Consider the following 25,832-nt stretch of genomic DNA (forward strand, 5'->3'; position numbering starts at 1 on the left):
TCACTCCTGGCCATCATGGTGCATCGGAGTTCAAGGGATTGCAATCCTTAAATGTTTTTCTTCAAGTTGACTGGAGAAATGACGATTATTTCCACAGAATATGTTGGGTTTTTTGACATTTTTGCAATCTCTGGGCTGCGAAGGGATGTTCTGGGATACATGCCAGCCAAAACTTTTCACCCGGGTTTGGATAGGATTGCTCCGTTCGGTATTAGGGCCGATGACCTTTTGAAAGATCGTTCCATGGACGGGTGTATTTCTGCGTGAGGAGCCAACCTCACTGATTGCGGCAAGGGCAATCGTAGCGGAAACGGTTATTAACCTCCCCTTACAATATCATACGATGCCTAATGCTCCGGCTTGAGATCTACTGTGATGAAACCGAGGGAGAGCAAGTTTCCGCGGTTCTTGGTAAGTGGAACGTCCAATTCTACGTGGAAGAGGTGAGGGGCAACGATCACCGCGTCCTCAAGTTCGTGGCCCTTGTCCCTGATTTCATCATAAACGACCTTGCAGACGAGCTCATGAAGGCTATAGACCTCAGAAAAGGGCACTCGGCGATAACGTGGTCGCAGGTGAGCGGCAAGTCCGTCAAGTACGCCAACTCCCTCAAATCACTCAGGAAGTTCAAGCGCCGCTGGAGCCTCGCAGCTATAGAGAAGCTCATAGAAGACGCCAACAACCAGGCAACGGTTGATCCGATTCAGCTCACCCTCGGCGCGGTCGCTTCCATAATAGCCCTTTTCGGACTGATAAACGACAGCATCGTGATGATAATCTCTGCCATGCTCCTCTCTCCTATCCTCGGCCCCCTCTACGGATTCTCCCTCAACGTCGTCATGGGCAAGGGGAGAGACGCCCTAGACGCCGTCTATTCCATCCTTAAGCTTCTCGTAGTTATCTTTCTCTCCGCCGCCATCGTGACGCTCATCCTCAAGCTGGCTGGAGCCATGCCCTCTCAGCCGACCCACGAGATAGCGATCCGCGGAAATTCCGGCCTCGTTTACATCCTGCTGGCCGTTATACTCGGCTACGCGGGTGTCGTGGCTATAGTCAGCAAGATACCCGAGATACTGGCCGGCGTTTCCATTGCTGCCGCCCTCGTCCCCCCAACGACGGTCATTGGAATATCCCTCGTCATGGGCTGGTGGGATGTTTTCGGCGGTTCGCTGATTCTAACTCTTGAGAATGTTCTTGGCCTGTTAACCGGCTCGCTGCTCGGGCTGTACATCCTCAACGTCTCGCCAAGGAGCTACTACGAGAGGAGAGCGGCGAGACTCTACACAAAGAGAACCATGCTCGTCCTAGCGTTGATGATAGCACTGATAGTTCTCCTTGAACTCATGTTTCCAGGCTAAGCAACCTCGGTCTGCTCATAGACCAGTTCACCCTTCCTGTGCTTGACGAGCAGGCCGTAGAAGAACTCCTTCATCTCGGGGCTCATGTCGTCATCGAGCAGCAAGTCTGCTCTGCCCCTGTAATCCTTCTCTGCCTTCGTTATGAGGAGCGCTATCTGCGGTGTGAGGTGTTCGAGCAGGATTCTAACGAGCTCGGGATAGGCTTCCTCCTCCAGTTCCTCGTCGGCCTCTATGCCAAGGTAAACGGTGAAGCCCTTCATCTGGACAGCCAGAACGAACTCATTCTCGCTCAGCTCGAAGAACGAGAAGTTGTAGCTCTTAGATTTGACCCTCGCAAGCAGGACTCCCCGTATTGAGAGCGTAACAGGCTCGCCCTCTATCTCGAACACAAGGTCCTTCGCAAGCTCTCTCTGCGCTATTGCGTAAAGCTCCTCCATCGGCATGGCTTTCCATTATCATTTGGAGATAAAAGGGTTTCGCGTCACGTTTTTAACGATGAACTTCAAAAATATCACGGTGGTGTTATGAAGATCACGCGCTTTGGTGTCTCTGTTCCGGACGAGTTGCTCGAGAAGTTTGACAGAATCATAGAGGAGAAAGGCTACGTTAACAGGAGTGAGGCGATTAGGGATTTAATGAGGGACTTTATAGTCAGGCACGAGTGGGAGGAGGGGGACAAGGAAGTTGCAGGTACAATAACCATCGTATATAACCACGACGAAGCAGACGTGGTTAAAGAGCTTCTTGACCTCCAGCACGACTACGTCGATGAAATTGTTTCGAGCCTTCACGTTCACATGGATGAGCACAACTGCCTCGAGGTTGTGGTCGTTAAGGGTAAGGCGGGAAGGATAAAGGAGATCGCCGAGAGGCTCATAAGCCTGAAGGGCGTCAAGCACGGAAAGCTTGTGATGACGACCACGGGGAGGGAACTGGTGTGATTGAATCCTGGAGGGGATGGGTATGAGGATACTCGGTTTTCTGTCCTCACTCGTCGTTGCCCTCTCCTTTGTTCTCCCATGGTTCCGGCTGCCTTGGGGTGGGCAAATAACGTTCCTTGGCATCCTCCGTGAGGTTTTGGCAAGTTCCAGTGGCTTTGAGGGTGCATTCTGGTGGCTCAACCCTAACACTACGGGCACTATCTTTCTCTTCATAACGTTCTTCGCGGGTATATTCATGATACTCGTCGGGATACTCTTCGGGCTTCTCGGCGGCAGGCTTGGGCCGGGCATTGGAATGGTTGGAATGCTTGTGTTTACCCTCACCGCGTGGCACATATACGGGCAGGACTTCTTTGGAACGCTCGCTGAGGGATACGTAATAGCGCTACTGAGCTTCGTCGTCGGCTTTGTCGCTGGTGGGGGGAAGAGCCTCTAGCCGATGACCTCGACTATATCGCCGTTCCCGGGAGGCAGGGTAGCCATGATGTCCTCTTCCCTAACTTTGTAGCCCCACTTCTCGAGGATGCGCCTGATCTTCTTCACGAGTTCACTCTTCTTCAGTGAACCTGGTCTTATGATGATGTACTTATCCGTGTGGACTTTTATTGCCTCCACCGGCGCACAGACAACGTAATTTTCGCCCTCGTGCTCGATGACACCAACGGCCAGCTTAAGCGGTAGACCGCGGAGCCAGTTCCTCTTTCCGTAGACCATGAATGCACCTTTGCCGAGATACTCTCCGCTCGGCGCCTGCTTTGTCACCTGGTTTGGATACGCCCAGTATGCATCGGCGCTGTAGAGCCCCTGGCTCCAGGCTTTGCTCATCGAAACGGCGAACTGACAGGCCTCGAAGATAGTCTTCTCTCCAGCCTTCTGACCATCTTTTATAACGACGTGCGGCGCTCCGTAAACGTCCGCGTGGCAGTAGAGATCGTTCTCGTCCATGTGTTTCTTTATCAGATTCTCGTTGGTACTCGCGTCCTTTCCTGCCAGAACGAGGAAGCCCTCACTCGACACGAACCAGCGGAACTTCTCGAACCACTTCTTCTTTCTGCGCTCTATTCTCTTTACCGCAAGCTCCTTTTTCATTTCCTCTTCTATGAGCTTCTCGATTTCATCCAGCTTTCTCTTGGTATCCTTGTAGGCCTTAAGTGCCCCCTCAAGCTTGTGCTTGGCCTTCTTGGCCTTCTCGTAGTAGAGCTCCGCGTTTTCACCTATGCTCTTGTTGAGGTAGAGCCTGACCTTCTTCCCCTCGAGCTCTATCGTCACGGCCTTCTCCTTAGGGTCAACGGACTTTACCATAAGCGCCGCCTTGTTCCCTGCCTTCTTGCCTTCATCTATTCTCTTCTTGAACTCCTCCCAGCCGAGCTTTTCAGTTGCCTTCCTGAACTCATCCAGAAGCCTTTCGACCATCGTGAAGTTGGCGTATATCAAGTCGCCTATCTCCTGGTTGGCCTTCGCCTGCTCCTCGAAGCCCTTCAGCAGCTCCTCCTGCTTCTTAAGCGTCATAAGGAGCTGCCTCTTCTTGGCCTCGAGCTTCTTTGTCTGTTCAATCTTTGCCTTCTCGAGGGTTATCTTCCCGAAGTATTCATCCAGGGCCTCGCTGAAGGTGCTGAAGTAGCGCTTTCCGAAGTTTTCATAAATCCTCAACTCTACCGGCACTACATCGTGCATGTTACCGTCCTTGTAGACGATGTTCGGCTTCGGATCCTCGGTGAAGAGGGCCTTCATAGTGTCGAAAATCAGCTTGAGCTCCTCCTCGCTCAGCTCGCTCGCTTTTTTCTTCTTGTCCATCTCTGCCCGAAGAAGAATTTCCTCCGCGTATAGGCCGCCCATGTTGAGCTTTCTAGCCAATGCCCTGACGACCTCAACTTCTTCCTCCAGGATTAACTCCTTAAAGCGCTCCCATTCAACATCGAGCGGGTTCTCCCTTGCTGGCGGGAACTTGTACTCAGCCTTCGGCTTTATCGCCCTGTCCTTGAACTCTTCATAGCGTAAAGCGGCGACAATCCTGTTCTCTCCGTCAACGAGTATGATGTTTCCCCTCCTGAAGAGCTCGCCTATGAGCGTGTAATCGCCAACCCGTATCTTCACAATCCTATCGAAGTCGTGCTGCTCTATGGCATCGATGAAGCCGCCGCTGAGGTGCTTCCTCAAAAGCATCGTGAAGCTTGACGGCATTTTGGGGGCTTCCTTTACGTAAGTCGTGACGTGGAATCGCTTCCCGGCCTGAAGAATGAAGTCCTGCCTGCCCTCCTTTGTGCGGAGCTTTATTCTTATCTCGTCGCCGTCGTGGTATATCTTATCAACGCGAGAGCCGACCAACGATTGAAGCTCTCTCACGACATAGCGTATGTCAACGCTGCTCATCTCCTCCTTCATTCTCTCACCCGTTGAGATTTCTCAGAGAAGTTTAAAGGGTTGCTGGCTGATTTCATCTCCCGAACGAAAAATCAAAGGTTAAGGTTAAATAGTTGAACGTACATAACACTCTAGGTGATATATAGTGAAAGGATACCTAACCTTTGTTCTCCACACCCACCTCCCCTACGTGAGGAAGCATGGAAAATGGCCGTTCGGTGAGGAGTGGCTCTACGAGGCTATGAGCGAGACCTACCTGCCCCTGCTTATGGAGCTTGAGAGGCTGAGAGCTGAAGGCATGAGATTCAGGCTGGTCATAAACGTCACGCCGGTTCTCGCCGAGCAGCTGGCCGACGACTATATCAAGCGTGGCTTTGAGGAGTACATGGCACGCAAACTGAAAGCAACGGAGGAAGACTTGAGGAGTGGAAAGTACGACGAGAAAGCTGTAAGCTTCATGCTCGACCACTTCAGAAAAGTCCATGACTACTGGAAAGCTATCAATGGCGACATCATAGGAAAGCTCCGCGAGCTTCAGGAGGAGGGCTACATCGAGGTGATAACTTCAGCAGCGACCCACGGTTACCTGCCCCTGCTTGGCAGGGACGAGGCCATACGTTCTCAGCTCGCCAACGGCATTCTAACCTATGAGAAGCACTTCGGCAGGAAGCCTAGGGGGATATGGTTGCCCGAATGCGCCTACAGGTCCGGGGGAGAATGGCCACTGCCGGGCGGGAGGAAGGTGCGGAGACAGGGAATCGAGAAGTTTCTCGAGGAGTTTGGTCTGGAATACTTCTTCGTGGAGAGCAACCTAATTGATGAGGGGCCTGTAACGAAGGAGTACGGTGAGGTACCTCTGGCCGAGACGGAGAAGAGCACACTCAGGCCTTACTGGATTAAGGGAAGCAACATTGCGATCTTCGCCAGAAACCGTGAGGCTGGCCACCAGGTCTGGAGTGCCCACTTCGGCTACCCCGGTGACTTCTGGTACAGGGAGTTCCACAAGAAGGCCGAGGAGAGTGGCGGCCAATACTGGCGGGTAACGGGCAAGGACGTCGACCTCGGTGATAAGGAGTTCTACGACCCTGACAAAGCTATGGAGCGCGTTGAGGAACATGCGAGAGACTTTGTCTCGCTGATTGAGCGCCTCCTGGCGGAGCATGAGGAGAAGTTCGGCGAGAAGGGGATAATCGTCTCGCCGTATGACACTGAGCTCTTCGGCCACTGGTGGTTTGAGGGGGTTAAATGGCTTGGAAGGGTTCTTGAGCTCATAGCAGAGTGCGAGATAAGGACGACGACGCTTTCGGAGTTTCTTGATAGCTACTCCGGCGAGAGGCACGAGATAGAACTCCCCGAGGGTTCCTGGGGCAAGAATGCGGACCACTCGACATGGTGGAACGAGGAGACGGAATGGACCTGGGAGTACGTGTATTCAGCGGAGGACAGGATGGTGGCGCTGGCGACTAAATATTACGGTAAAGACCGGCTCGCTGACAGAATTCTGGAGCAGCTCGCAAGGGAACTCCTCATCTTGGAGGCGAGTGACTGGCAGTTTCTCATCACGACGGGTCAGGCAAAGGAGTACGGTAGGAGGAGGGTTCTCCTCCACGCAAGTGACTTCCACAGGCTGGCCAATGAGCTTGAAATGTACATGAAGACTGGGCAGTTTAACTTCAAGCTTCTCGAGGAGCTCGAAGAGCGCGACAATCCATTCAGACCCATCATCATTGCTCACTACGTGAGCAGGAATCCTCCTGAGGTCCCGGAATACGTCGAGCCGCCTGAGGTTCCGCCTGAGAAGAAGGAAGAAAAACCCGAAGAACTCGTCAAGATGGAAGAGTAAAGGACCTATGCGAGGGAGGTTGCCAAAGCCCTTGTCCAGAAGCCCACGAGAAGGGCGGAGAGCCGCAGTGTTATCGAGGAAAGGGGTGCTGACTCTTCCCTGATGGCGAAAGAGGCGAGAGTTGCCCCTCAAAAGACGAAGCGGATCAGCAAGAGAGCAAGAAAACTCTCAAAAAGCCCGAAAGTAACTGCTTAAGATAAGGGATATTGGCCAAAAGCTTGGCCAAGTTGAAGAAGGCTGGAGTTCACTCGATAGAGGGCTTGAGGAGGGATGGCCTCGCGGAGCTGGCAAGGAAAATCAGCATCTCCATCAAGCGCCTGAAGAAGTTCGTGGATCAGATTGAGTGAAGCCAGCTTTTTGCTCTTTTTCTTTGCTCTTCCGAAAGGCTTTTTGGGAGTTTCTCCAAAATATTGTTGTGGTAACCATGAAAAAGATCGAAGCAATTATTCGGAATGAGGATTTTGAGAACGTCAAGAAGGCCCTGAAGAGTGCTGGTATTATCCCGATGACGGTCTACCCCGTCCAGGGTAGGGGTGTTCAGGGTGGGGTTCCTCCCTATGATCTTCTGCCCAAGGTGAAGATCGAGCTCGTAGTGAAGGACGAGGACGTTGAGCGGGTCATAGAGATTATCGCTAGAAACGCCAGGCGGGGCATTCCCGGGGACGGGAAGATATTCGTTCTGCCCGTTCACGATGCCATCAGGATAAGAACGGGGGAGAGGGGCAGCGAGGCCCTATATTAAAGGAACGCATGCCTGTGCTTGTAGAGGGCATAGCTCGCGTAGCCGAGCAGAATCAAGCTGGCCGCTCCCGAGAGCAATATTATGGCTGCTATAGCCTGAGCGAAGGCGAGGCTCTTGCCGAGCTCTTGAGCTATCCTCATGAGCTCTTCCTGGTTAGTCAGTGCGTATATTCCATACCTTATCGAAAACGCCCCCATAACCATGGGTATGGGCATGACCGCGAAGGCCAGCATGAGGCCAAGGCTTCCCCTCTTCCTCATACTAAGCATTGCTAAGAGCGTCGGGATTATCAGTATAAGGGCTGTCACGGCATAAACCGGGCCGAAGATTCCCGAGACGATGTAGAACGGGATCATCCCAAACAAGAACGCCCGGTAGGCTCTGTGGAGAACCTTAACTTCCCCAGCGAAGTCGTAGGGAGCAGCCTTTGAGTACTTGTTGAGGGCCGCAATGTCCTTCATATATTCCTTTTCTCCCATCTTTTCGAGGTATCTGTCGTTGGTGTTGTTCTTGATTTTGACAGCCCTCTTGAGGAAAAAGTTGGCAAGCTCCTGATTGTCCACGGCAACGTTCTCCGACAGTTCCATGAAGTTCCTCCTCGCCTCTTCGAGGAGCTTTAGGGCTTTCTGCTTATTCTTATCTGAGAGCTTGGTGAGGGAGTTAATTTTTTTCTCAATATTTTCAATGGTCTGCGCTACATCTCGCAGAATCTCTTGGCTTTTCATAGAAGCACCTCCAAAAGATAAAATAAAAGGGGGCTTTAAGCCTTTTGCTCCTTCTCGGCACGAAGGAGCTTTGTAATGCTCCAGTACATCAGGATAAATATTGAACCCCACGCAAATACCAGGAATGCCAGAGCACCCGTGTCCATCTTCATCACCTCAGAGCTTTATGAGCACCTCGTTCTTTGCGAGCTCTTCGCCGTACTTCTTCTTGATGGCCATGTAAGCCTCGATAGCACCGATGACGAGGATTATGATGATAACTATCCTGGCCCTGGTGATGAGGCTGATGATTTCTGGGGTGTAGTCGTATCCAAGTATCTGGGTGACATAGTACTCCGATACTGAGAAGGCTCCGTTCCTTATGTAGTCCCAGGTGTTGCCACCGAGGAGGAACAGCATGAACAGCGGCGCTATTATGGTCATTATTGGCCTGTACCACTCTGGAACGTTAATGTAAGCACCCTTGTGGAGCTCCTCCCAGAAGTTGTCGGGCTTGAAGAGCCAAACTGCGACTATGATGTCGAAGAGACCAAGCAGCACGAGGAAGTAGGAACCAACCCACATGTCGAGCTCGCTGAGGTACGCTAGGGTGCTGTCAAGGGCAACCGGCAGTCCAAGCAGGAACAGGAATATGAACACTAGCCAGGTGCCAACCTTCCTATCGATGTGAATGTCCTCCTCGAGCATGGCGACGAGGTAGTTGTAGGTGGCTATAGCTGAAGTGAATCCCGCGAACCAGAGCAGGAGGAACCACATTGCACCGAATATCTGACCTGCCGGCATGTTGGCGAAGACGTTCGGAAGGGCCATGTATGCGAGACCGACACCACCCTTGACGGCCTGCTCTGGACCGAGGTAGGCGAAGGCTATCGGGATGGCGAGAGAACCACCGAGGATGACCTCTGCGAACTCGTTGAGTGAAACTGTGGCGAGACCTGAGAGGGCAACGTCGTCCTCAGGACCGAGGTAGCTTGCGTAGTTGTGTATGATACCCATACCGAGGGACAGTGTGAAGAATATCTGTCCCGCCGCTGCCAGGCTTATCTTGAAGAAGTTCTGGCTGAGTGTCTGAAAGTCAGGCTTCCAGATGTACTCGAGACCCTTAATGGCGCTCCACTCTGGCTTTACGGGTGAGCCAAGGGTCAGTGCCCTGAGAACCAGGAGTATAGCGAACACGTACAGGAGGGGCATCATGACCTTAACCCAGCGCTCGATACCTTTGCTAACTCCCTGTCCAACTGCTATTCCAAGGAAGAGCATCGTCAGTCCCCAGAAGAATATCACTGCCTTGGTGTTGGCGACATAGTCCAGGAAGAACTGGACGGTGTCCTTGCCGAAGTATGCTCCGGTAAGGCTGTAGTAGGTGTAAGCCGCGGACCAGCCTATGACCTGATAGTAGTATGAGCTGAGCAGGGAAGCGACCGAGAAGGCCAGCATTCCACCGATGATACCGAAGATCATGGCTGTCCTTGGCTTGAGGCTCTCCCTGGCCATGAGGTAGAACATTGGTCCGATTGTACCGTGTCCGTATTTACCACCGTAGCGACCGGTGGTCCACTCAATCCACATCACAGGGATTCCCAGGAACACCAACGCTATGAAGTACGGTATCATGAATGCGCCGCCACCGTTGCTAGCGAGCTGGTATGGGAACCTCCAGAAGTTTCCAAGACCTATTGCATTTCCGGCCATGGCTAAAATTAAACCAATCTTAGTCGCCCATTGATCCCTTTGTTCCACACTATTCACCCCCGTTCTTAAATGTGTGGGCAACGAAACCCCGTGTACTATAACGGGGCATTATGTATAGGGTATTGCATTCTATAAAAAGCTTTCTGATGCCTCTTTTCGACAAAAGACGATTTACTAGACCACAAAATGGTTGAAATTTAATTCTTATCATTTTTTTAGTACGTTAGTCTTTCGTAATTAGAAAATAGTCGTTATGACAATGTCATGCCTATATGTTAATAAGGGGTGACAACATCCGGCTGGCTCCCAATAGGCACTTGCGAAGGGTTAATATATGTAAGGAATATGACAAACGAATGCCCGATGACTGGAACAGAGAGTGAGCTGATGGGATGATGACCGACTTCTCGCTGAGGGCGTCCCGTTTCAATTTTATTTCATTCGTTCTTATTCAAGCGTGTCCCTTAATGTTCGTTAATGTATAAAAAATCTTGGATGTACAGCCTTGTTTTTGCCCTAAAATTTCGGCAGGTTTTTTCTTTTGGCCGAAAATTTCCAGATATAACTTTTTGTTTAAAATTAACCGTTCTCCTGCCTCCTTTAGCGAAAAGTTTATATATGCAAATGCCTAAGAGCCTATCGCAAATTACCGAAACCCGAGGTGGTAAAAGATGGTCGAGATAGACCCGTTTGAGATTGCAGTTCAGCAGCTCGAGAGGGCTGCCCAGTATATGGACATAAGCGAAGAGGCCCTCGAGTTCCTTAAGAGACCACAAAGAATTCTTGAAGTAACAATTCCAGTTGAGATGGACGATGGTTCTGTAAAACTCTTTACTGGTTTTAGAGTCCAACACAACTGGGCTCGCGGTCCAACAAAGGGTGGAATTAGATGGCACCCTGAGGAAACATTAAGCACAGTTAAAGCCTTAGCCGCTTGGATGACTTGGAAGACCGCCGTTATGGACCTCCCCTACGGTGGAGGTAAGGGTGGCATCATCTGCAACCCGAAGGAGCTCTCCGACAGGGAGAAGGAGAGGCTCGCTAGGGGCTACATAAGGGCTATCTACGACATCATTAGCCCGTACACCGATGTTCCCGCTCCTGACGTTTACACCAACCCGCAGATCATGGCCTGGATGATGGACGAGTATGAGGCCATCAGCAGGAGGAAGACCCCGGCCTTCGGTATCATCACTGGCAAGCCGCCGAGCGTCGGCGGTATCGTCGCTAGGATGGATGCCACCGCCAGGGGTGCTGCCTTCACCGTCCGTGAGGCCGCCAAGGCCCTTGGCTGGGACACCCTTAAGGGCAAGACTATCGCCATCCAGGGTTACGGTAACGCCGGTTACTACATGGCCAAGATCATGAGCGAGGAGTACGGCATGAAGGTCATCGCCGTCAGCGACAGCAAGGGCGGCATCTACAACCCGGACGGCCTCAACGCCGATGAGGTTCTCGAGTGGAAGAAGAAGAACGGCAGCGTTAAGGACTTCCCAGGCGCCCAGAACATCACCAATGATGAGCTCCTCGAGCTCGAGGTCGACGTCCTCGCCCCGAGCGCCATCGAGGAGGTCATCACCAAGAAGAACGCCGACAACATCAAGGCCAAGATCGTTGCCGAGCTCGCCAACGGTCCGACCACCCCGGAGGCCGACGAGATCCTCTACGAGAAGGGCATCCTCATCATACCGGACTTCCTCTGTAACGCCGGTGGTGTTACCGTCAGCTACTTCGAGTGGGTTCAGAACATAACCGGCGACTACTGGACCGTCGAGGAGACCAGGGCCAAGCTCGACAAGAAGATGACTAAGGCCTTCTGGGACGTCTACAACACCCACAAGGAGAAGAACATCAACATGCGTGACGCTGCCTACGTCGTCGCGGTCAGCAGGGTCTACCAGGCCATGAAGGACCGCGGATGGGTCAAGAAGTGATTTCTTGCCTCCTTTCACTTTGTTCCTATGTCTTTTCTCCCAATGTCTATCAATAAAACTCTCACGGGGAAAACTTTTTAAAGTCTTCCTGTTTTACAACCTTGATATGTAAACAAATTGGACAGGGGGATGTAAATGGGGGAGAGGATAGAGGCCCTGCTGAGAATACCTCTGGCAATAATATACGGGGTAATAATTTATGTCCTTGAATTTGTGATGTTTTTTGTGCTCGTAATCAGTTCTTCCACACCTTAATCCTTGGAAAGCGCCACAAGAGTCTGGCGAGGTTTTCAAACAATTACGCATCGTTCCTGTACCATGTAAACAGATACTTCCTGTTCGCCACCAATGAAAAGCCCCTCTTTGGTAACGTTGGCTGGGATGAAGTTCTACCATGCGACTTTGACAAAAATGGCCATGAAAAGTACAAACAACTAAAAGAGGCTCTTGGGGGTGGTGTGTAATTTGTTATTTCAGAACTTCCCGATTCTCTCCGTATAGAGCCTCTCTATGACCTTCATAGCCGCGGCGATCATTATGCCTGTCAGTATCATGCCTAGGATTGGAAGCACGAAGGCACAGAGAACCTTGCCCCCAGGAGTGTGGGGAACTATGTCCCCGTAGCCGACGGTAAACGCTGAAATGAACGCGAAGTAAACTCCGTTGGCGTACGTTAGGCCCTCCCACCTGGCCAGTAGGAATCCAAAGAGAGTTATCACCCCGAAGAGGCCCAGGAGAATGCCCTTGACGTAGTAGAGCACCTTCAAAAATTCGTGGAAAAGGTGCGAAAGCTGACGAGCTCGAATTCACCCTCTTTTCCCATGCCCATCACGCTTTCGCCCAGTAGTCCTTCTCTTCCACCATGGCCTTTATCATCTCGTCCTCGCCCTTGAACATAGTTCTTCTAGATGGATTTTGCATGCCGTAGAACTCCATGAAGGGGCTTGGTCTCCTCTCGAACGGGTAGTAAAGGTATATTGCAGCCAGAGTCCTGTATGCCTCTGCCATTTCACTGATAACCCCAGCTGAGACTCCCTCTGCATACTGATATACGGCTATGGCTTTGCTGACATCAACTAAATTGAAGTCTCTCTCCACGAGCTGGCGCCTTAGTATGTCGGTGGCCTGCTCTATGTCAGTCCTATCGAGCTCCTCAACAGTGTCGCCGTCGAGCAGGTGCTTGATTTTGATCCTCTTAATTGAGGGGTCTTTGTTCACTTGGTTATCATACTCGGCAACGACCCACCAGTCGTCCAGAGCACCGGGATCGAGAACCGTAAAGTGCTTGCTCAGCTTCTCGTAGAAGTCCCTGACGCGATGGTAGTACTCCTCCTCGTGGCCGGTCATCGGGTAGCTGAGATAGACGAGGGGCTTCTCATTCTCCCTGAAAATCAGATTAAGGAAGACTTCATGTGGGTGTCTTATGCCGAACTGGAGGACGTAGCGGACTTCAAGGCCTTCCTTCTTAAGCTCGCGGACGAGGGTCTTCACGTGGTTTATGGCATCCTCACGCCACATGACGAGAGTAGTGAGCTTTATATTCTCGGGGTCTTTGCCAAAGCGTTCGAACCACTCAGGGTCGTTTATTATCCTCCGCCTGACGGAGAGGACGTCGTCGAGGACTATTATAACGCGGTTCGGCTTCAGGAGCTTGAGGTTGCTGGTAGTGAAGCCTATAACACTTCCGCTTCCCCAGCGGAAGAGGCTGGGAGTTGAGACAAGGTGGTACTTCTTGTCGCTTTCGTCTATTTCCTTTCTTATTCTGTTGAATGCTTCGTCCCTTATCTCGTTCATCAGGTCTTGGTGACTTATTGCGAAATCCAGAACGTTCTTCCGGGTTATTTTAACGCCCAGTTCCTTACCGACTTCCCTTATGTATTCGAAGACGTGGTAGTATGTGTAGCTCTCTCCGTTGGCAAGCTTGAGGGCCTCGGTTATGTACTCATCCCTGCCGTTGAGAGGAGGGCCCGTTAAGAGTATTACCTCCTTCATTCTACCACCCTAGAAGTCCCCTTAGGACGAAACCTTTAAATACTATTCCCCTAAACCGCACTTGTAGAAGTTCTTCTATTCTAAAAGCATACTAGCAGGGGTGTTGTAATTGGCTGAAAAGCTAAAGGGAACGACTACGGTCGGCATTGTATGTAAGGACGGCGTTGTCCTAGCGGCGGACAGGAGAGCATCGCTCGGCAACATGGTGCTGTCAAAGGAAGTCACTAAGGTGTTTCAGATAGATGACCATCTGGCCCTGGCTGGAGCTGGAAGCGTCGGGGACATTCTCTCGCTTGTTAGACTTCTGAGGGCTGAGGTTAGGCTCTACAGGGCCAAGGTCGGGAGGGAGATGGGCGTTAAGGCCCTCGCAACGCTTACTTCTAACATTCTCCACGGGAGCAGGTTCATGCCGTACTTCGGATGGTTTCTCATAGCCGGTTATGATGAGAAGCCCGCACTGTATTCCCTCGATATGGCGGGCGGCGTTACAGAGGATAAGTTCACCGCAGCCGGCTCTGGAATGGAGCTAGCCTTCGCAGTTCTTGAAGATGGGTATAAGGACGACATTAATGTTGAAGAGGGCGTTAAGCTTGCCCTCAAGGCTATAAAAATTGCCACGAGGCGTGATGTTTTCACAGGCGATGGAATAACACTCGTAACCGTGACGGAGGAGGGCTACAGGGAGCTGAACAGAGAGGAAATAGAGGCTCTTCTGAAGTGAGGTGGTGACTTTGATAAGGAGAGAGACGTTCGTTGACGACATTCTACGCGATATAAAAGCGGTAATCTCCCAGATGGTTCCGAGGGGGGCTAGAATAACAGACGTCGAGTTCGAGGGGCCTGAGCTCGTTATCTACGTCAAGAACCCCGAGGCAATAATGCAGGATGGGGAGCTCATCAAGAACCTCGCCAAGGTTCTCAAGAAAAGGATAAGCGTCAGGCCGGATCCGGAGGTTCTCCTCCCGCCGGAGAAGGCTGAGGAGATGATAAAGGAGATAGTTCCGCCGGAGGCAGAGATAACCAGCATCAGCTTTGACCCGTCCGTGGGTGAAGTCCTCATAGAAGCCAAGAAGCCGGGTCTAGTGATAGGTAAGAACGGTGAAACACTCCGCTTGATAACCCAGAAGGTTCACTGGGCTCCCAAGGTGATACGAACTCCTCCGCTTCAGAGCCAGACGATATACTCCATCAGGCAGATACTCCAGACCGAGAGCAAGGACAGGAGGAAGTTCCTCCGTCAGGTCGGCAGGAACATCTACCGCAAGCCCGAACTCAAGAGCGAGTGGATAAGGATAACCGGTCTCGGAGGCTTCAGGGAAGTCGGCAGGAGTGCCCTTCTCGTCCAGACCAACGAGAGCTACGTTTTGGTTGACTTCGGTGTTAACATAGCTGCCCTCCGTGACCCCAAGAAGGCCTTCCCTCACTTCGATGCTCCGGAGTTCCGCTACGTCCTGGATGCAGGCCTTCTCGATGCGATAATCATAACTCACGCTCACCTTGACCACAGTGGTATGCTTCCGTATCTCTTCCGCTACAAGCTCTTCGACGGACCGATATACACGACCCCACCGACCAGGGACCTTATGGTCCTCCTCCAGCAGGACTTCATCGAGATTCAGCAGATGAACGGCGTCGAGCCGCTCTACAGACCGAGGGACATCAAGGAGGTCATCAAGCACACCATAACCCTGGATTACGGCGAGGTCAGGGACATAGCGCCGGACATGCGCCTTACCCTTCACAACGCCGGCCACATCCTTGGTTCTTCCATAGTCCACCTCCACATAGGCAACGGCCTCCACAACATAGCAATCACCGGAGACTTCAAGTTCATCCCAACGAGGCTTTTCGAACCGGCCGTTTCGAGGTTCCCGAGGCTCGAGACCCTTGTCATGGAGTCCACCTACGGTGGAAGCAACGACTACCAGATGCCGCGTGAGGAAGCTGAGAAGCGCTTGATTGAGGTCATTCACCAGACAATAAGGAGGAAGGGCAAGGTTCTCATTCCAGCCATGGCCGTCGGTAGGGCCCAGGAGATAATGATGGTTCTCGAGGAGTACGCGAGGGTTGGTGGCATAGAGGTGCCAATTTACCTCGATGGAATGATTTGGGAGGCCACTGCCATACACACGGCCTATCCAGAATACCTCAGCAGACACCTCCGCGAGCAGATATTCCACGAGGGCTACAACCCGTTCCTCAACCCGATATTCAAGCCCGTCGCCAACTCCCGGGAGAGGCAGGACATCATAGACAGCGGTGAGCCGGCGATAATCATAGCTACTTCGGGCATGCTTGTCGGCGGACCGAGCGTGGAGTACTTCAAGCAGCTCGCTCCGGATCCAAAGAACAGCATGATATTCGTCAGCTACCAGGCAGAGGGAACCCTTGGAAGACAGGTGCAGAGGGGACTCAGGGAAATCCCGCTCGTCGGCGAGGGAGGCAAGACCGAGGTCGTCAAGGTCAACATGGAGGTTCACACCATCGACGGCTTCTCAGGTCACGCCGACAGGAGGGAGCTCATAAGCTACATAGCAAGGCTGAGACCGAGGCCCGAGAGGGTCATCACAGTCCACGGAGAGCCCCACAAGTGCCTTGACCTCTCAACAAGCATCCACAAGAAGTTCGGCATCAGCACGAGGGCCCCGAACAACCTCGACGCAATCAGGCTGAAGTGATGGGTATGTTCGTTAGGTGTCCCTCCTGCGGGAGGCTCTATTCTTCTCTTATTCCCCCCACGTGCTCCTGCGGCGAGCCACTTAGGATAGCCTACGACTACGAGAATGTTGATGTGTCAAGATGGCGAAACAGGGATAAGGGCGTCTGGCGCTACAGGGAGCTTCTGCCAGACGTTAATGAGATTATCAGCCTCCACGAGGGTGGAACGCCTCTTCTTAGGGCCAAACTTGGCGAGGAACTCGGACTAAACGTCTTCATCAAGGATGAAACGAGGAACCCGACCGGCTCCTTCAGGGACAGGCTAATCACGGTTGCCGTTTCCTATGGCCTGCCCCACGCTGAGAACGGTTTCGTCGTCGCCAGCAACGGGAACGCGGCGGCTTCCCTGGCGGCCTATGCAGCCAGAGCTGGCAAAGAGGCCTACACGGTAGTCCCCAAGCTCATAGAGAAGTGCAAGCTAACTCAGATTGCTGCCTTTGGGGCCAAAATCATACGCTACGGCGAGAGCGTTGACGAGGGCATAAGCTACGCTGAGGGGCTGGCCGAGGGTAAGGGCCTGTACAACGTCACTCCCGAGAGCAACCTGATTGGCCTCGAGGGCCAGAAAACGGTGGCCTTCGAGCTCTGGGAGGAGCTCAACCCTACTCACGTGATAGTGCCCACTGGAAGCGGCAGCAACCTTTACAGCATCTACAAAGGTTTTAGGGAGCTCCTGGAGATTGGTGCAATCGATGAGATGCCCAAGCTTATAGCGGTTCAAACTGAGAGGTGTTCCCCTATAGCAAGCGAGGTTCTCGGCGTTGAGCCTAAGGCCGAGCCCACCAAAGCTCTGGCCCTCTACGTCAAGAACCCCCTCACAAAGGAGCTCGCCCTTGAGGCTATACGGGAGACGGACGGAACTGCAGTCCTCGTTGGGGAGGACGAGCTTGATTTGGGCGAGAGGCTCCTCGCGAAGGAGGGTATCTTTGCCGAGTACGCTTCAGTGGTAATAGTCCCGGCGCTCCTCAAGCTCGCCGAGGAGGGCTACTTTGAGAGGGACGACAGAATAGCCCTAATCGTGACGAGCTCCGGATTGAAGGGCCACTACTCGGAGAGCAGGGAAAAGTTCGCCCTTGGAGGAACCAAGCTCAAAATCCTAAAGCTGCTCGGCGAAAGGAGCATGTATGGCTACGAGATATGGGAAGCACTGGAGAAGCCGCTCAAGTATCAGGCCGTTTATCAGCACCTGCGCGAGCTCGAAAGCCTCGGTCTCATAGAGGAATCCCATAGGAAGGGACGGCGCGTGTACTACGGGCTCACGGAGAAGGGTAGAAAGTTCCTCGAGACGCTCTCTGCCTAACGGAAAGGTTTTAAAACATCTTTTAAAAGCTAACCGTAGGTGAAGAATGTGAAGCTGGCAATTGAGCATAAGTTTTCACTGTCCGTGTATCTATGGGGACTGATCACCGGATTAATCAGCGGAATAGCGGCGACTAAGGTTCAGTACGGCTGGCTGCTCGGCATCGCGCTATACTTCGTCATCGACAAGTTCGTGCTGGCTCTAATAAAGGAGTTGCCGCCAGAGATAGAGGACGAGCGCATGATTCTGAAGAAGGCCTTCTGGAGCTGGTTCCTGTTCTGGCTCTACTTCACCATGCTCAGCTACACACTCATGATAAACTTCCAGCCTCAGTTCTACTCAAACCAGAGCCTGCTGTATCAACTCACGCAGAACGGAACGGTAGCGGGGTGAGCGTATGGAAGAACTGAAAAGAGCCGTCGCGAAGGAGGCCCTGAAGTTCATCGAGGATGACATGGTAGTGGGCCTCGGCACGGGCTCAACGACCGCCTATTTCATCGAGTACCTCGGCAAGCTCATCATGGAGGAGGAGCTTGAGGACGTCTACGGTGTTCCAACCTCTTATCAGGCAAGGCTTCTCGCTCTCGAGTACGGCGTTCCGGTTCTCGGCCTCGACGAGGTCGATGCCATAGACATAGCCGTCGACGGGGCCGACGAGGTAGATCCGCACCTCAATCTCATCAAGGGGCGCGGCGCCGCTCTGACGATGGAGAAAATCATCGAGTACCGCGCCGGAACCTTCCTCGTCCTCGTTGATGAGAGCAAGCTAGTTGAGAGGCTCGGCCAGAAGATGCCGGTCCCCATAGAGGTTATTCCGGCAGCCTGGCGCGCGATAGCCGAAGAACTTGAGGTCTTCAACGCCACAGCCGAACTGAGGATGGGGAGCAAAAAGGACGGTCCGGTCGTTACCGAGAACGGCAACTTCATCCTCGACGCAAGGTTCCACAGGATAGACGACCCCCTTGACCTCGAGATAGAGCTCAACAACATTCCAGGCGTTGTCGAGAACGGCATCTTTGCTGACATAGCTGACATCGTCCTCGTCGGTACGAGAGAGGGAGTTAAGAGGATGGAGCGCTGAATTCAATTCTTCGATTTTTGTCCTTTCTATGCATCTCTTCTATGTTGGCCTTCTGTGAATGATCTGGACTGTTAAGTGCACAAAACCTTGTGGTTCAGCATTTCAGAAGCAGTTAGAATCTTTCCGCCAGCGCTTCGTGAGAAGCGAAGCTTCCCGACGTGTTGAGACGCAGTCTCAACATGCGAAGCAAAGCAAACTTTACACTGCAAAGTTTGATCAAAGTTTTAAACTCCCTCAAAACTTGCTGGAAGAGTTTGTATATCTTTCTAAAAGTGGCAAATCACAAATTGGTTTCTTGTTGAGCATTGGGATCTTCTAAGTTGTTTCTATTTTCTCTTGGCCCCCTCTGGGCGCCATGTTGGAGCGAAACACTGTAGGACCGTCTGATAACGAACAAACCACATGAGAATCGAGGAATCTAAAAGAAACATACCAACTTTGATCAAACTTTTGTTCGGCAAAAGTTTGTTAGAATGGTGCGGGGGCGGGGATTTGAACCCCGGAACCCCTACGGGAGTGGATCTTGAGTCCACCGCCTTTGACCAGGCTCGGCAACCCCCGCGCACTGCGGGTCAGAAGGAATAATCAGGAGCGAACTTATAAATTTAACGTAGGTCGTGCATCCTGGAAAATCGAGAAAGGAAAGAAACGCACCTCAGACCTTAATCGGCGCTCCAAATGCTCTGTCTCCAGCATCGCCAAGGCCCGGCAGGATGTAGCCCTTTTCGTTGAGCTCCCTGTCTATCGCCGCGACGAACATCTCCACGTCGGGGTGAGCTTCCTTTATCCTGCTTATTCCCTCCGGAGCCGCAAGGACACCAACGATGACATAGCGCTTGGCCTTCCCGTACTTCTTGACCTCATCGAGAACCTTAATCAGCGTCGAACCCGTCGCTATCATTGGGTCGGCTATGATGACTGTATCTTTCTCCGTTATCTGGGGTACCTTAACGTACTTCATTTCTATTTCGAACTTCGGAGCCTTACCGCGGGAGGCCGAGACTATTCCCACGCGGGCGTGGTCGAGAACCTTAATGAGCCCTTCCATAAGAGGTATTGCCGCCCTCAAAACGGTTATTATGACAACGTTGCGCCTGTCAGTGATGAGGATTCCGTCGGTCTCTTCGAGGGGCGTCTTTATCCTGATTCTCTCGGTCTCCATTGTCTTGGTTATCTCGTAGGCCATGTATCTGCCAAGCTTGACAAGACCCTTCCTGAAGGCTATCGGACCTGTGCTCTCGTCTCTTAACTCAGTCAAAATCTCCATAATGAATGGGGAGTCCTCAAAAGAGTAGACACCTTCCCAGCGTTCGTCCCTGATCATGCCATCACCAAAAGGGGGTTGGGGAGGGGGTTTATTAGTCTGACCCTTGATTTGAGCCGCTGATTGCACCCCTGATTTTAGGTTCGAATTTTTACTTAGAATTTCCAAGAAAGTTTTAAAAAATTATCGGTTCTTACTCGTGAAAGCAGGAAACTTTTCACGAGTATCTTTACTTAACGACTTTTCAGGCTCTGCCTTTTGGGAGCAAAATGGGGAGATTACCATCTTTCAATTATCCTTTTCATCCATGTGCCCCGCACGAACCATACTAATGCAACGCCGGCGGCTATGAAGTTACTCAAGCCCATACCAAAGAAAACGCCCTTGCTGGTGAAGTTGAAGAGCTCGGCAAGGGGTATCGTGAGCCCGAGTATTGTTATCGCCGGTATATATCCAAAAGCGTAGCTGAGAGGTATCCTGAGTCCCCAGAGACGCAGTATGCTCAGCGTCATGCTCTTTTTGGTATGGCCCGCACTCCTAAAGACGTTGGTCACGACGACAAAGATGCCGTTGAAGAACGGGACTGAGATGAGGAAGTACTTGAGCACTATCGCGCTTTCCCCTATCACGGCAGGATCATCGAGGAAGATGCGGAAAATCTCCTCCCGGAAGATCCCTATGAGGAGGACTGAAAGCGAGGCTATCGCGAAGTTCACCATCATCGTCCTTTCGGCTATCTTCTTGGCCCTCTCGTACTGCTCCGCACCGACGTTCTGGGCAACCATTGTGCCCATTCCCATTCCTATTCCCCTGGCTATGCTCGTGAGGACGTTCACGAGACGGGTGGTGATTATGTAGGCAGCGTAAGCCACATCACCGAAGCCAAATATAATCCTCGTCAGGACTACGAAGCCAAAATTGTTTGCCGACTGTCCGACGCTCGAGGGTAGCCCTATGCGGAATATCTTGCCGTAGAACTCCAGATCGGGCTTGAGGGTTTCAAGCGTCAGGTGGACCCCAACCCTACCGCTGAAGAGGAGGTAAGCCCCAATGAGTGAGCCAACGCTGTTGGCCGTTATCGTTGCCAGGGCGGCTCCCTTTATCCCCATCTCCGGAAGGCCGAGCCAGCCGAAGATAAGTATCGGATCAAGGATTATGTTAATGGCCACCGTTAAAAGATTGAGCTTCATTGGCGTTTTGGTGTCACCAACCGCCCTCAGGAGGAAGCTGAAGGCGAAGCTGGTGAAGGCAAAGGGTATGCCAAGGAAAATTATTCGGGTGTAGGCCAGGGCGTAGGGATAGACGCTCTCCGAGACCTTCATGAAATGAAGCGCATGGGGGGTCACGAAGTAGCCGAATACGCCAACGATTGTCGCAAATATGAGGACAAGGGAGTAGAGCGAGCCAGCTGCCTTGTTGGCCCTGTCGTACCTTCCAGCTCCAACGTACTGGCCGACCAGAGCAAAGCCGGCAGTTGCAAAGCCCATGCCTAAAGCCATGAGAGTCCCTATCATTGGCCATGCCGTTCCAGGGGCTGAAAGTTCTGCTCTTCCAAGCTTGCCGAGCCAGAAGGTGTCCGTGAGATTGTAAAGAACCTGCACTAAGTTGTTGATTATGAGCGGAAGCGAGAGAGACAGAAGCGTCTTCTCAATGGGCCCGTGGAGAATTTCCTCGCGCATCCTCTGAACTTTGGAGTCCCTCATATTCAATCAGACGGCAATCGAAACGCTGATATAAAAGGGTTATGGTGCTTTTTCTATTATCTTTCTCATCCAGCTCCCCCGGAGGAACCAGGCGAGAGCGAACAGTGCGCTGAGGATGTTACTCAGCCCCATACCAAGCCAGACGCCGATGGTGTCATTCAGGAACAGTCCGAGACCGTAAGCGAGGGGAATTCTCAGGATCCAGAGCCTTATCATGCCAAGCACCATGGCCTTCTTAGTGTGGCCGGCGCTCTGGAAGACGTTGCTTACCGCGGAGAGTATGCCGAAAAAGGGCAGTGAGACCGCGAAGTACTTCACGAACTTGACGCTCTCCGCTAAAACTTCTGGGTCCTTTATGAAGAAGCCGAATATCTGCGGCCTGAAAACGATGACTATGGCCGTTCCAGCGCTCAGGATCATGAAGTTGATGAGCATCGCTTTTTCGGCTATCTTCTTGGCCCTCTTGTACTTCTCTGCCCCAACGTTCTGACCTACCATCGTACCCATGGCCTGGCTTATGCCGTTGGCAAAGGCGAACATGAAGTTGATCAGCCTGTTGGCTATGCTGTACGTTGCGAAGGCTACAGTTCCGTAACCGTATATAATCCTTGTAAGCACAACGAAGCCTAGGGCATCCGTGGAGAAGCCGACACTTGACGGAATGCCTACCCTGAAGATACGCTTGTAGAAGTCCCAGTTTGGCTTCAGGTTCTCCAGCGTTAGGTGGATTCCAACCTTGTCCTTGAAGAGCAGGTAGCCGCCTATGAGCGAACCGATGCTGTTTGAGACCATCGTAGCTACAGCCGCTCCGACGACGCCCAGCTCCGGAAAGCCAAGCCAGCCGAAGATCAGAAACGGGTCTAGGACTATGTTAAGGAAGACCGTGAATGCGTTTATCTTCATCGGCGTCTTAGTGTCTCCTATAGCCCTCAGGAGGAAGTTGAAAGCGAAGAGCGTAAAGGAGAATGGTATCCCGATGAAGACTATCCTCGTGTAGCTCAGGGCATAGTCATAAACCTCAGGCGTGACGTTCATAAAATCCATCGCCAGAGGCGCTATCAGAACACCGACGACAGCTACAATTGCGGAGAATATCATCATGAGGGAGTAAAGTGAGCCGGCCGCCCTGTTTGCTTCGTCGTACCTCTTGGCTCCCACGTACTGGCTCACGAAGGCGAAGCCTGCTATTGCAAAGCCCATCCCTATACTCATAAAGAACCACACGAGGGGCCACGCGGTCCCCGGTGCAGAGAGCTCTTCCCTGCCGAGCTTGCCGAGCCAGAAGGTGTCCGTGAGATTGTAAAGAACCTGCACTAAGTTGTTGATTATGAGCGGGGAAGCTAACTTGATGAGGGTCTTCTCCACGTGTCCCTCGACGATTTGCTGCCTCATCGCATCTATTTTGTCCCTTCTGTCGCCGTCCATGCCAATCAAATGAATGTCGAAACGCTAATATAAAAGCCTTGCCGTGGATAAAGAATCCATTTCTGTTTTTCGGAAAACCGGAGAATGCGTTAAGTCACAGGAGATAGAAATCAAAGGAGATAGAAAAGAAGGAAGCGCGGAGCGCTGCTCGAAGAGGTTCACTCGAAGAGCCTCTTCCTGGCGGCCTCGAGCATGAGCTTCTGCTCTTCCCTGGCGACGGTCTTCCTGACGAGCTCGACGGCGTCCGGGTTGGCGCTGACGCTGTCGATGCCCATCCTGACGAGGAGCTTGACCATCTTCGGGTCGCTGCCGGCCTGGCCGCAGATGCTGGTCTCGACGCCGTACTTCTTGCAGACCTTGATGACGTTCTCGATGAGCTTGAGAACGGCCGGGTGCTTCTCGTCGTAGAGCTTGAAGACGCGCTCGTTGTCCCTGTCGATGGCGAGGGTGTACTGGGTGAGGTCGTTGGTACCGAAGCTGACAAAGTCGATGCCCTCCTTGATGAGGTCCTCGATGATGAGGGCGCTGGCCGGGGTCTCGATCATGACACCCCACTCGACGTCCTTGTGCGGAATGAGGCCGACCTCCATGGCTATCTCCTTGGCCTTCCTTATCTGCTCTGGGTGGCTGACGAGCGGGAGCATGACACCGATGTTGTCGTAGCCCTCGTCAACGAGCCTCTTGATGGCCTTGAACTCGGCCTTAAGGAGCTCCGGCTGGTCGAGACCGCGCCTGATGCCTCTCCAGCCAAGCATCGGGTTCCTCTCTTCTGGCTCGTCCTCGCCACCTGGGAGCTCGCGGAACTCGTTGGTCGGGGCGTCAAGGGTCCTGTACCAGACCCTCCTCGGGTAGAAGGCCTCAACGACCTTCCTGATGCCCTCGACGAGCTTCTCAACGAGCTCTTCCTCCTTGCCCTCCTTGATGAACTTGATCGGGTGGGCACCGATGCCGAGGATCATGTGCTCGGCCCTGAGGAGGCCAACTCCGTCGGCGCCGGTGGCGGCGGCCCTCTCGGCGACCTCAGGCATCGAGACGTTGACCTTGACCTCGGTGGCGGTGATGAGCGGAGCACCGGCGACAACTACCTGACCGCCAGCGGCCTTCTCCTCTTCGCCCTTAACGAGGCTCTTGACTATGCCCTCGTAGACGACACCCCTGGTACCGTCGACGGTAACGAGCATGCCGTCCTTGAGGACCTTGGTAGCATCCTTGGTACCGACAACGGCTGGAATACCGAGCTCCCTGCTGACGATGGCAGCGTGGCAGGTTCTTCCGCCCTCGTCGGTGACAATAGCGCTGGCCCTCTTCATGGCCGGAACCATGTCCGGGTTGGTCATGGTGGTGACGAGGACATCGCCCTCTTTGACCTTGTCTATGTCACTCGCGTCGAAGATGACGACAACCTTACCAGCACCGATACCGGGTGAGGCTCCAAGACCCTTGAGAAGAACCTTCATCTCCTCGGTCATCTCGGCCTCCTCCGTCTTGACTTCCTCCTTAAGGGTCGTAATCGGCCTGGACTGGACGATGTAGAGCTTGCCGTCGTCCTTGTCGTAGGCCCACTCGATGTCCTGTGGCCAGCCGTAGTGCTCCTCGATCCTGGCACCAATCTTGGCGACCTCGAGTATCTGTTCGTCGGTGAGGACCTGCTTCTCGACGTACTCTGGGCCGAGGTACTCGGCGGTCTTAACGGTGACGGTTCCCTTGCCGGTCTCGGGGTTCCTGACTATCATTATCTCCTTCTTGGCGATGTACTTCTCCTTGATCTTCCAGGTGCCCTTCTCAACGATGTACTCGTCCGGAGAAACGGCACCGCTGACGACGGCCTCACCGAGGCCCCAGGCGGCGTTGATCATGATCTCGCTCCTGTCGTTGGTGACCGGGTTGGCGGTGAACATGACACCGCTGGTCTCGCTGTTGACCATCTTCTGGACGACGGCGCTGAGGTAGACCTTGCTGTGGTCAAAGCCCTGCTTGGCCCTGTAGAAGGTGGCCCTAGCTGTCCAGAGGCTGGCCCAGCAGCGCTTGACCTTCTCGAGAACGTCGTCCTCGCCATAGACGTCGAGGTAGGTCTCCTGCTGGCCGGCGAAGGAAGCCTCAGGAAGGTCCTCAGCGGTGGCAGAAGAGCGGACGGCAACGTAAACGGCGTCCTTGTTGAAGCGCTGGCTGAGCTTCTTGTAGGCGTCAACGATCTCCTTGGCTATCTCTTCTGGCATCTCCATGGAGATGATCTTCTCCCTTATCTTAGCGGTGTTCTCCTGGAGCTGCTTGGAGTCATCAACGTTGGTCTGGGCGATGATGTCCATAATCCACTCCTGAAGGGTTCTACCGTCCTCAACGCGGACGTTCTCAACGAAGTACTTGTAGGCCTCAGCAGTAACACAGAATCCGGGCGGAACCGGAATGCCGGCGTTGGTAAGTTCGCCGAGGTTTGCACCCTTGCCACCAACAAGGGCAACATCTTTCTTTCCGAGCTCCTCAAACCACTTTATAAACTTGTATTCACTCATCCAAATCCCCTCCACAGTGGTTTACTGCAGTTGCTTACTGCGGGTGATATATCGAGAGTTCATATTTAAAATTAACTATCCAGAGGTGTTCTCTGGCGTACAGGAATGAAAGAGATATTCAATGTGTCCATTGGTAAAATAAGGCTCCCCTAATTCTTCATTTTATGTTGGGATTTCTCACTCATATCGCTTGAAGTGGTTGGGCATGAGGATGAAAATATGACAAAAATGAAAATACAAGCC

General features: G+C 52.7%; 22 protein-coding genes, 1 tRNA gene and 1 pseudogene. 13 read left to right on the forward strand and 11 right to left on the reverse strand.

The window, feature by feature from the left end:
- Positions 1 to 350: 350 nt before the first annotated feature.
- Positions 351 to 1,358 (forward strand): TIGR00341 family protein, encoded by a 1,008-nt coding sequence (locus E3E26_RS09890; protein ID WP_167901147.1) that lies wholly within the window; start codon positions 351 to 353, stop codon positions 1,356 to 1,358.
- On the opposite strand, the gene E3E26_RS09895 is transcribed toward E3E26_RS09890, so the two are convergent.
- Positions 1,355 to 1,801: a hypothetical protein gene (locus tag E3E26_RS09895; RefSeq protein ID WP_167901148.1), complete on the reverse strand. Its 447-nt coding sequence runs from the start codon at positions 1,799 to 1,801 to the stop codon at positions 1,355 to 1,357. The genes E3E26_RS09890 and E3E26_RS09895 overlap by 4 nt on opposite strands.
- Positions 1,802 to 1,882: 81 nt before the next feature.
- Between E3E26_RS09895 and nikR the strand changes: the two genes are divergently transcribed.
- Both nikR and E3E26_RS09905 read left to right on the forward strand, forming a co-directional pair.
- The gene (gene nikR, locus E3E26_RS09900; RefSeq protein WP_167901149.1) at positions 1,883 to 2,299 is read left to right on the forward strand and encodes a nickel-responsive transcriptional regulator NikR; all 417 of its coding nucleotides are present in this window, start codon (positions 1,883 to 1,885) and stop codon (positions 2,297 to 2,299) included.
- A 16-nt stretch (positions 2,300 to 2,315) separates the two neighbouring features.
- Positions 2,316 to 2,735 carry an amino acid permease gene (locus tag E3E26_RS09905; RefSeq protein ID WP_240911711.1) on the forward strand — a complete coding sequence of 140 codons (420 nt, stop codon included), beginning with the start codon at positions 2,316 to 2,318 and terminating at the stop codon, positions 2,733 to 2,735.
- Here the strand turns inward: E3E26_RS09905 and rqcH are convergent.
- Complete coding sequence (rqcH, locus tag E3E26_RS09910; protein WP_167901150.1) at positions 2,732 to 4,681, reverse strand: ribosome rescue protein RqcH; 1,950 nt, start codon at positions 4,679 to 4,681, stop codon at positions 2,732 to 2,734. The genes E3E26_RS09905 and rqcH overlap by 4 nt on opposite strands.
- Before the next feature lie 124 nt (positions 4,682 to 4,805).
- Here rqcH and E3E26_RS11325 point away from each other — a divergent pair.
- The 3 genes and pseudogenes from E3E26_RS11325 to E3E26_RS09920 all read left to right on the forward strand — a co-directional run.
- Positions 4,806 to 6,491 (forward strand): annotated as a pseudogene (locus E3E26_RS11325) (1,4-alpha-glucan branching protein); the annotation flags it as partial.
- Positions 6,492 to 6,721: 230 nt separating this feature from the next.
- Positions 6,722 to 6,850, forward strand: coding sequence for a hypothetical protein (locus E3E26_RS11275; protein WP_255453737.1), 129 nt, complete (start codon positions 6,722 to 6,724; stop codon positions 6,848 to 6,850).
- A 77-nt stretch (positions 6,851 to 6,927) separates the two neighbouring features.
- Positions 6,928 to 7,245 carry a P-II family nitrogen regulator gene (locus E3E26_RS09920; protein WP_167901193.1) on the forward strand — a complete coding sequence of 106 codons (318 nt, stop codon included), beginning with the start codon at positions 6,928 to 6,930 and terminating at the stop codon, positions 7,243 to 7,245.
- On the opposite strand, the gene E3E26_RS09925 is transcribed toward E3E26_RS09920, so the two are convergent.
- Positions 7,242 to 7,970 carry an alpha-glucosidase gene (locus E3E26_RS09925; RefSeq protein WP_167901152.1) on the reverse strand — a complete coding sequence of 243 codons (729 nt, stop codon included), beginning with the start codon at positions 7,968 to 7,970 and terminating at the stop codon, positions 7,242 to 7,244. The two genes, E3E26_RS09920 and E3E26_RS09925, sit on opposite strands and share 4 nt — an antisense overlap.
- Positions 7,971 to 8,126: 156 nt before the next feature.
- Positions 8,127 to 9,710: a sodium-dependent transporter gene (locus E3E26_RS09930; protein WP_167901153.1), complete on the reverse strand. Its 1,584-nt coding sequence runs from the start codon at positions 9,708 to 9,710 to the stop codon at positions 8,127 to 8,129.
- Positions 9,711 to 10,333: 623 nt separating this feature from the next.
- Between E3E26_RS09930 and gdhA the strand changes: the two genes are divergently transcribed.
- Both gdhA and E3E26_RS11405 read left to right on the forward strand, forming a co-directional pair.
- A complete protein-coding gene (gene gdhA / locus E3E26_RS09935; protein WP_167901154.1) occupies positions 10,334 to 11,596 on the forward strand; it encodes a glutamate dehydrogenase in 1,263 nt (420 codons plus the stop codon).
- A gap of 278 nt (positions 11,597 to 11,874) precedes the next feature.
- Positions 11,875 to 12,060 (forward strand): hypothetical protein, encoded by a 186-nt coding sequence (locus E3E26_RS11405; protein WP_370520118.1) that lies wholly within the window; start codon positions 11,875 to 11,877, stop codon positions 12,058 to 12,060.
- A gap of 9 nt (positions 12,061 to 12,069) precedes the next feature.
- Here the strand turns inward: E3E26_RS11405 and E3E26_RS09945 are convergent, their stop codons facing one another.
- Together E3E26_RS09945 and E3E26_RS09950 are read right to left on the reverse strand one after the other, a co-directional pair.
- Positions 12,070 to 12,357: a potassium channel family protein gene (locus E3E26_RS09945; protein WP_370520115.1), complete on the reverse strand. Its 288-nt coding sequence runs from the start codon at positions 12,355 to 12,357 to the stop codon at positions 12,070 to 12,072.
- Positions 12,358 to 12,424: 67 nt separating this feature from the next.
- The gene (locus E3E26_RS09950; RefSeq protein ID WP_167901155.1) at positions 12,425 to 13,588 is read right to left on the reverse strand and encodes a hypothetical protein; all 1,164 of its coding nucleotides are present in this window, start codon (positions 13,586 to 13,588) and stop codon (positions 12,425 to 12,427) included.
- 109 nt (positions 13,589 to 13,697) lie between these two features.
- Between E3E26_RS09950 and psmB the strand changes: the two genes are divergently transcribed.
- Genes psmB through rpiA form a run of 5 tightly spaced genes read left to right on the forward strand, consistent with a single transcriptional unit; the run spans position 13,698 to position 18,687 of the window.
- Entirely contained in the window at positions 13,698 to 14,309 is a 612-nt protein-coding gene (psmB, locus tag E3E26_RS09955; RefSeq protein WP_167901156.1) for an archaeal proteasome endopeptidase complex subunit beta, read from the forward strand.
- A gap of 10 nt (positions 14,310 to 14,319) precedes the next feature.
- Complete coding sequence (locus E3E26_RS09960) at positions 14,320 to 16,266, forward strand: beta-CASP ribonuclease aCPSF1 (RefSeq protein ID WP_167901157.1); 1,947 nt, start codon at positions 14,320 to 14,322, stop codon at positions 16,264 to 16,266.
- Positions 16,267 to 16,271: 5 nt separating this feature from the next.
- Complete coding sequence (locus E3E26_RS09965; protein WP_167901196.1) at positions 16,272 to 17,606, forward strand: pyridoxal-phosphate dependent enzyme; 1,335 nt, start codon at positions 16,272 to 16,274, stop codon at positions 17,604 to 17,606.
- A 39-nt stretch (positions 17,607 to 17,645) separates the two neighbouring features.
- Positions 17,646 to 17,999 (forward strand): hypothetical protein, encoded by a 354-nt coding sequence (locus E3E26_RS09970; RefSeq protein WP_370520117.1) that lies wholly within the window; start codon positions 17,646 to 17,648, stop codon positions 17,997 to 17,999.
- A 4-nt stretch (positions 18,000 to 18,003) separates the two neighbouring features.
- Positions 18,004 to 18,687 carry a ribose-5-phosphate isomerase RpiA gene (rpiA, locus tag E3E26_RS09975; protein ID WP_167901158.1) on the forward strand — a complete coding sequence of 228 codons (684 nt, stop codon included), beginning with the start codon at positions 18,004 to 18,006 and terminating at the stop codon, positions 18,685 to 18,687.
- Positions 18,688 to 19,161: 474 nt separating this feature from the next.
- Here rpiA and E3E26_RS09980 read toward each other — a convergent pair.
- The 5 genes from E3E26_RS09980 to ppsA all read right to left on the reverse strand — a co-directional run bounded on the left by E3E26_RS09980 (position 19,162) and on the right by ppsA (position 25,589).
- Positions 19,162 to 19,249: transfer RNA gene (locus E3E26_RS09980), tRNA-Leu, on the reverse strand.
- 93 nt (positions 19,250 to 19,342) lie between these two features.
- Complete coding sequence (gene upp / locus E3E26_RS09985; protein ID WP_167901159.1) at positions 19,343 to 20,011, reverse strand: uracil phosphoribosyltransferase; 669 nt, start codon at positions 20,009 to 20,011, stop codon at positions 19,343 to 19,345.
- A gap of 218 nt (positions 20,012 to 20,229) precedes the next feature.
- The gene (locus E3E26_RS09990; protein WP_167901198.1) at positions 20,230 to 21,654 is read right to left on the reverse strand and encodes an MATE family efflux transporter; all 1,425 of its coding nucleotides are present in this window, start codon (positions 21,652 to 21,654) and stop codon (positions 20,230 to 20,232) included.
- A gap of 39 nt (positions 21,655 to 21,693) precedes the next feature.
- The gene (locus tag E3E26_RS09995; RefSeq protein WP_167901199.1) at positions 21,694 to 23,079 is read right to left on the reverse strand and encodes an MATE family efflux transporter; all 1,386 of its coding nucleotides are present in this window, start codon (positions 23,077 to 23,079) and stop codon (positions 21,694 to 21,696) included.
- 158 nt (positions 23,080 to 23,237) lie between these two features.
- Positions 23,238 to 25,589: a phosphoenolpyruvate synthase gene (gene ppsA, locus E3E26_RS10000; protein WP_167901160.1), complete on the reverse strand. Its 2,352-nt coding sequence runs from the start codon at positions 25,587 to 25,589 to the stop codon at positions 23,238 to 23,240.
- Between the last annotated feature and the right edge of the window lie 243 nt (positions 25,590 to 25,832).

Source organism: Thermococcus sp. LS1 (assembly GCF_012027395.1).
Lineage (GTDB): Archaea > Methanobacteriota_B > Thermococci > Thermococcales > Thermococcaceae > Thermococcus.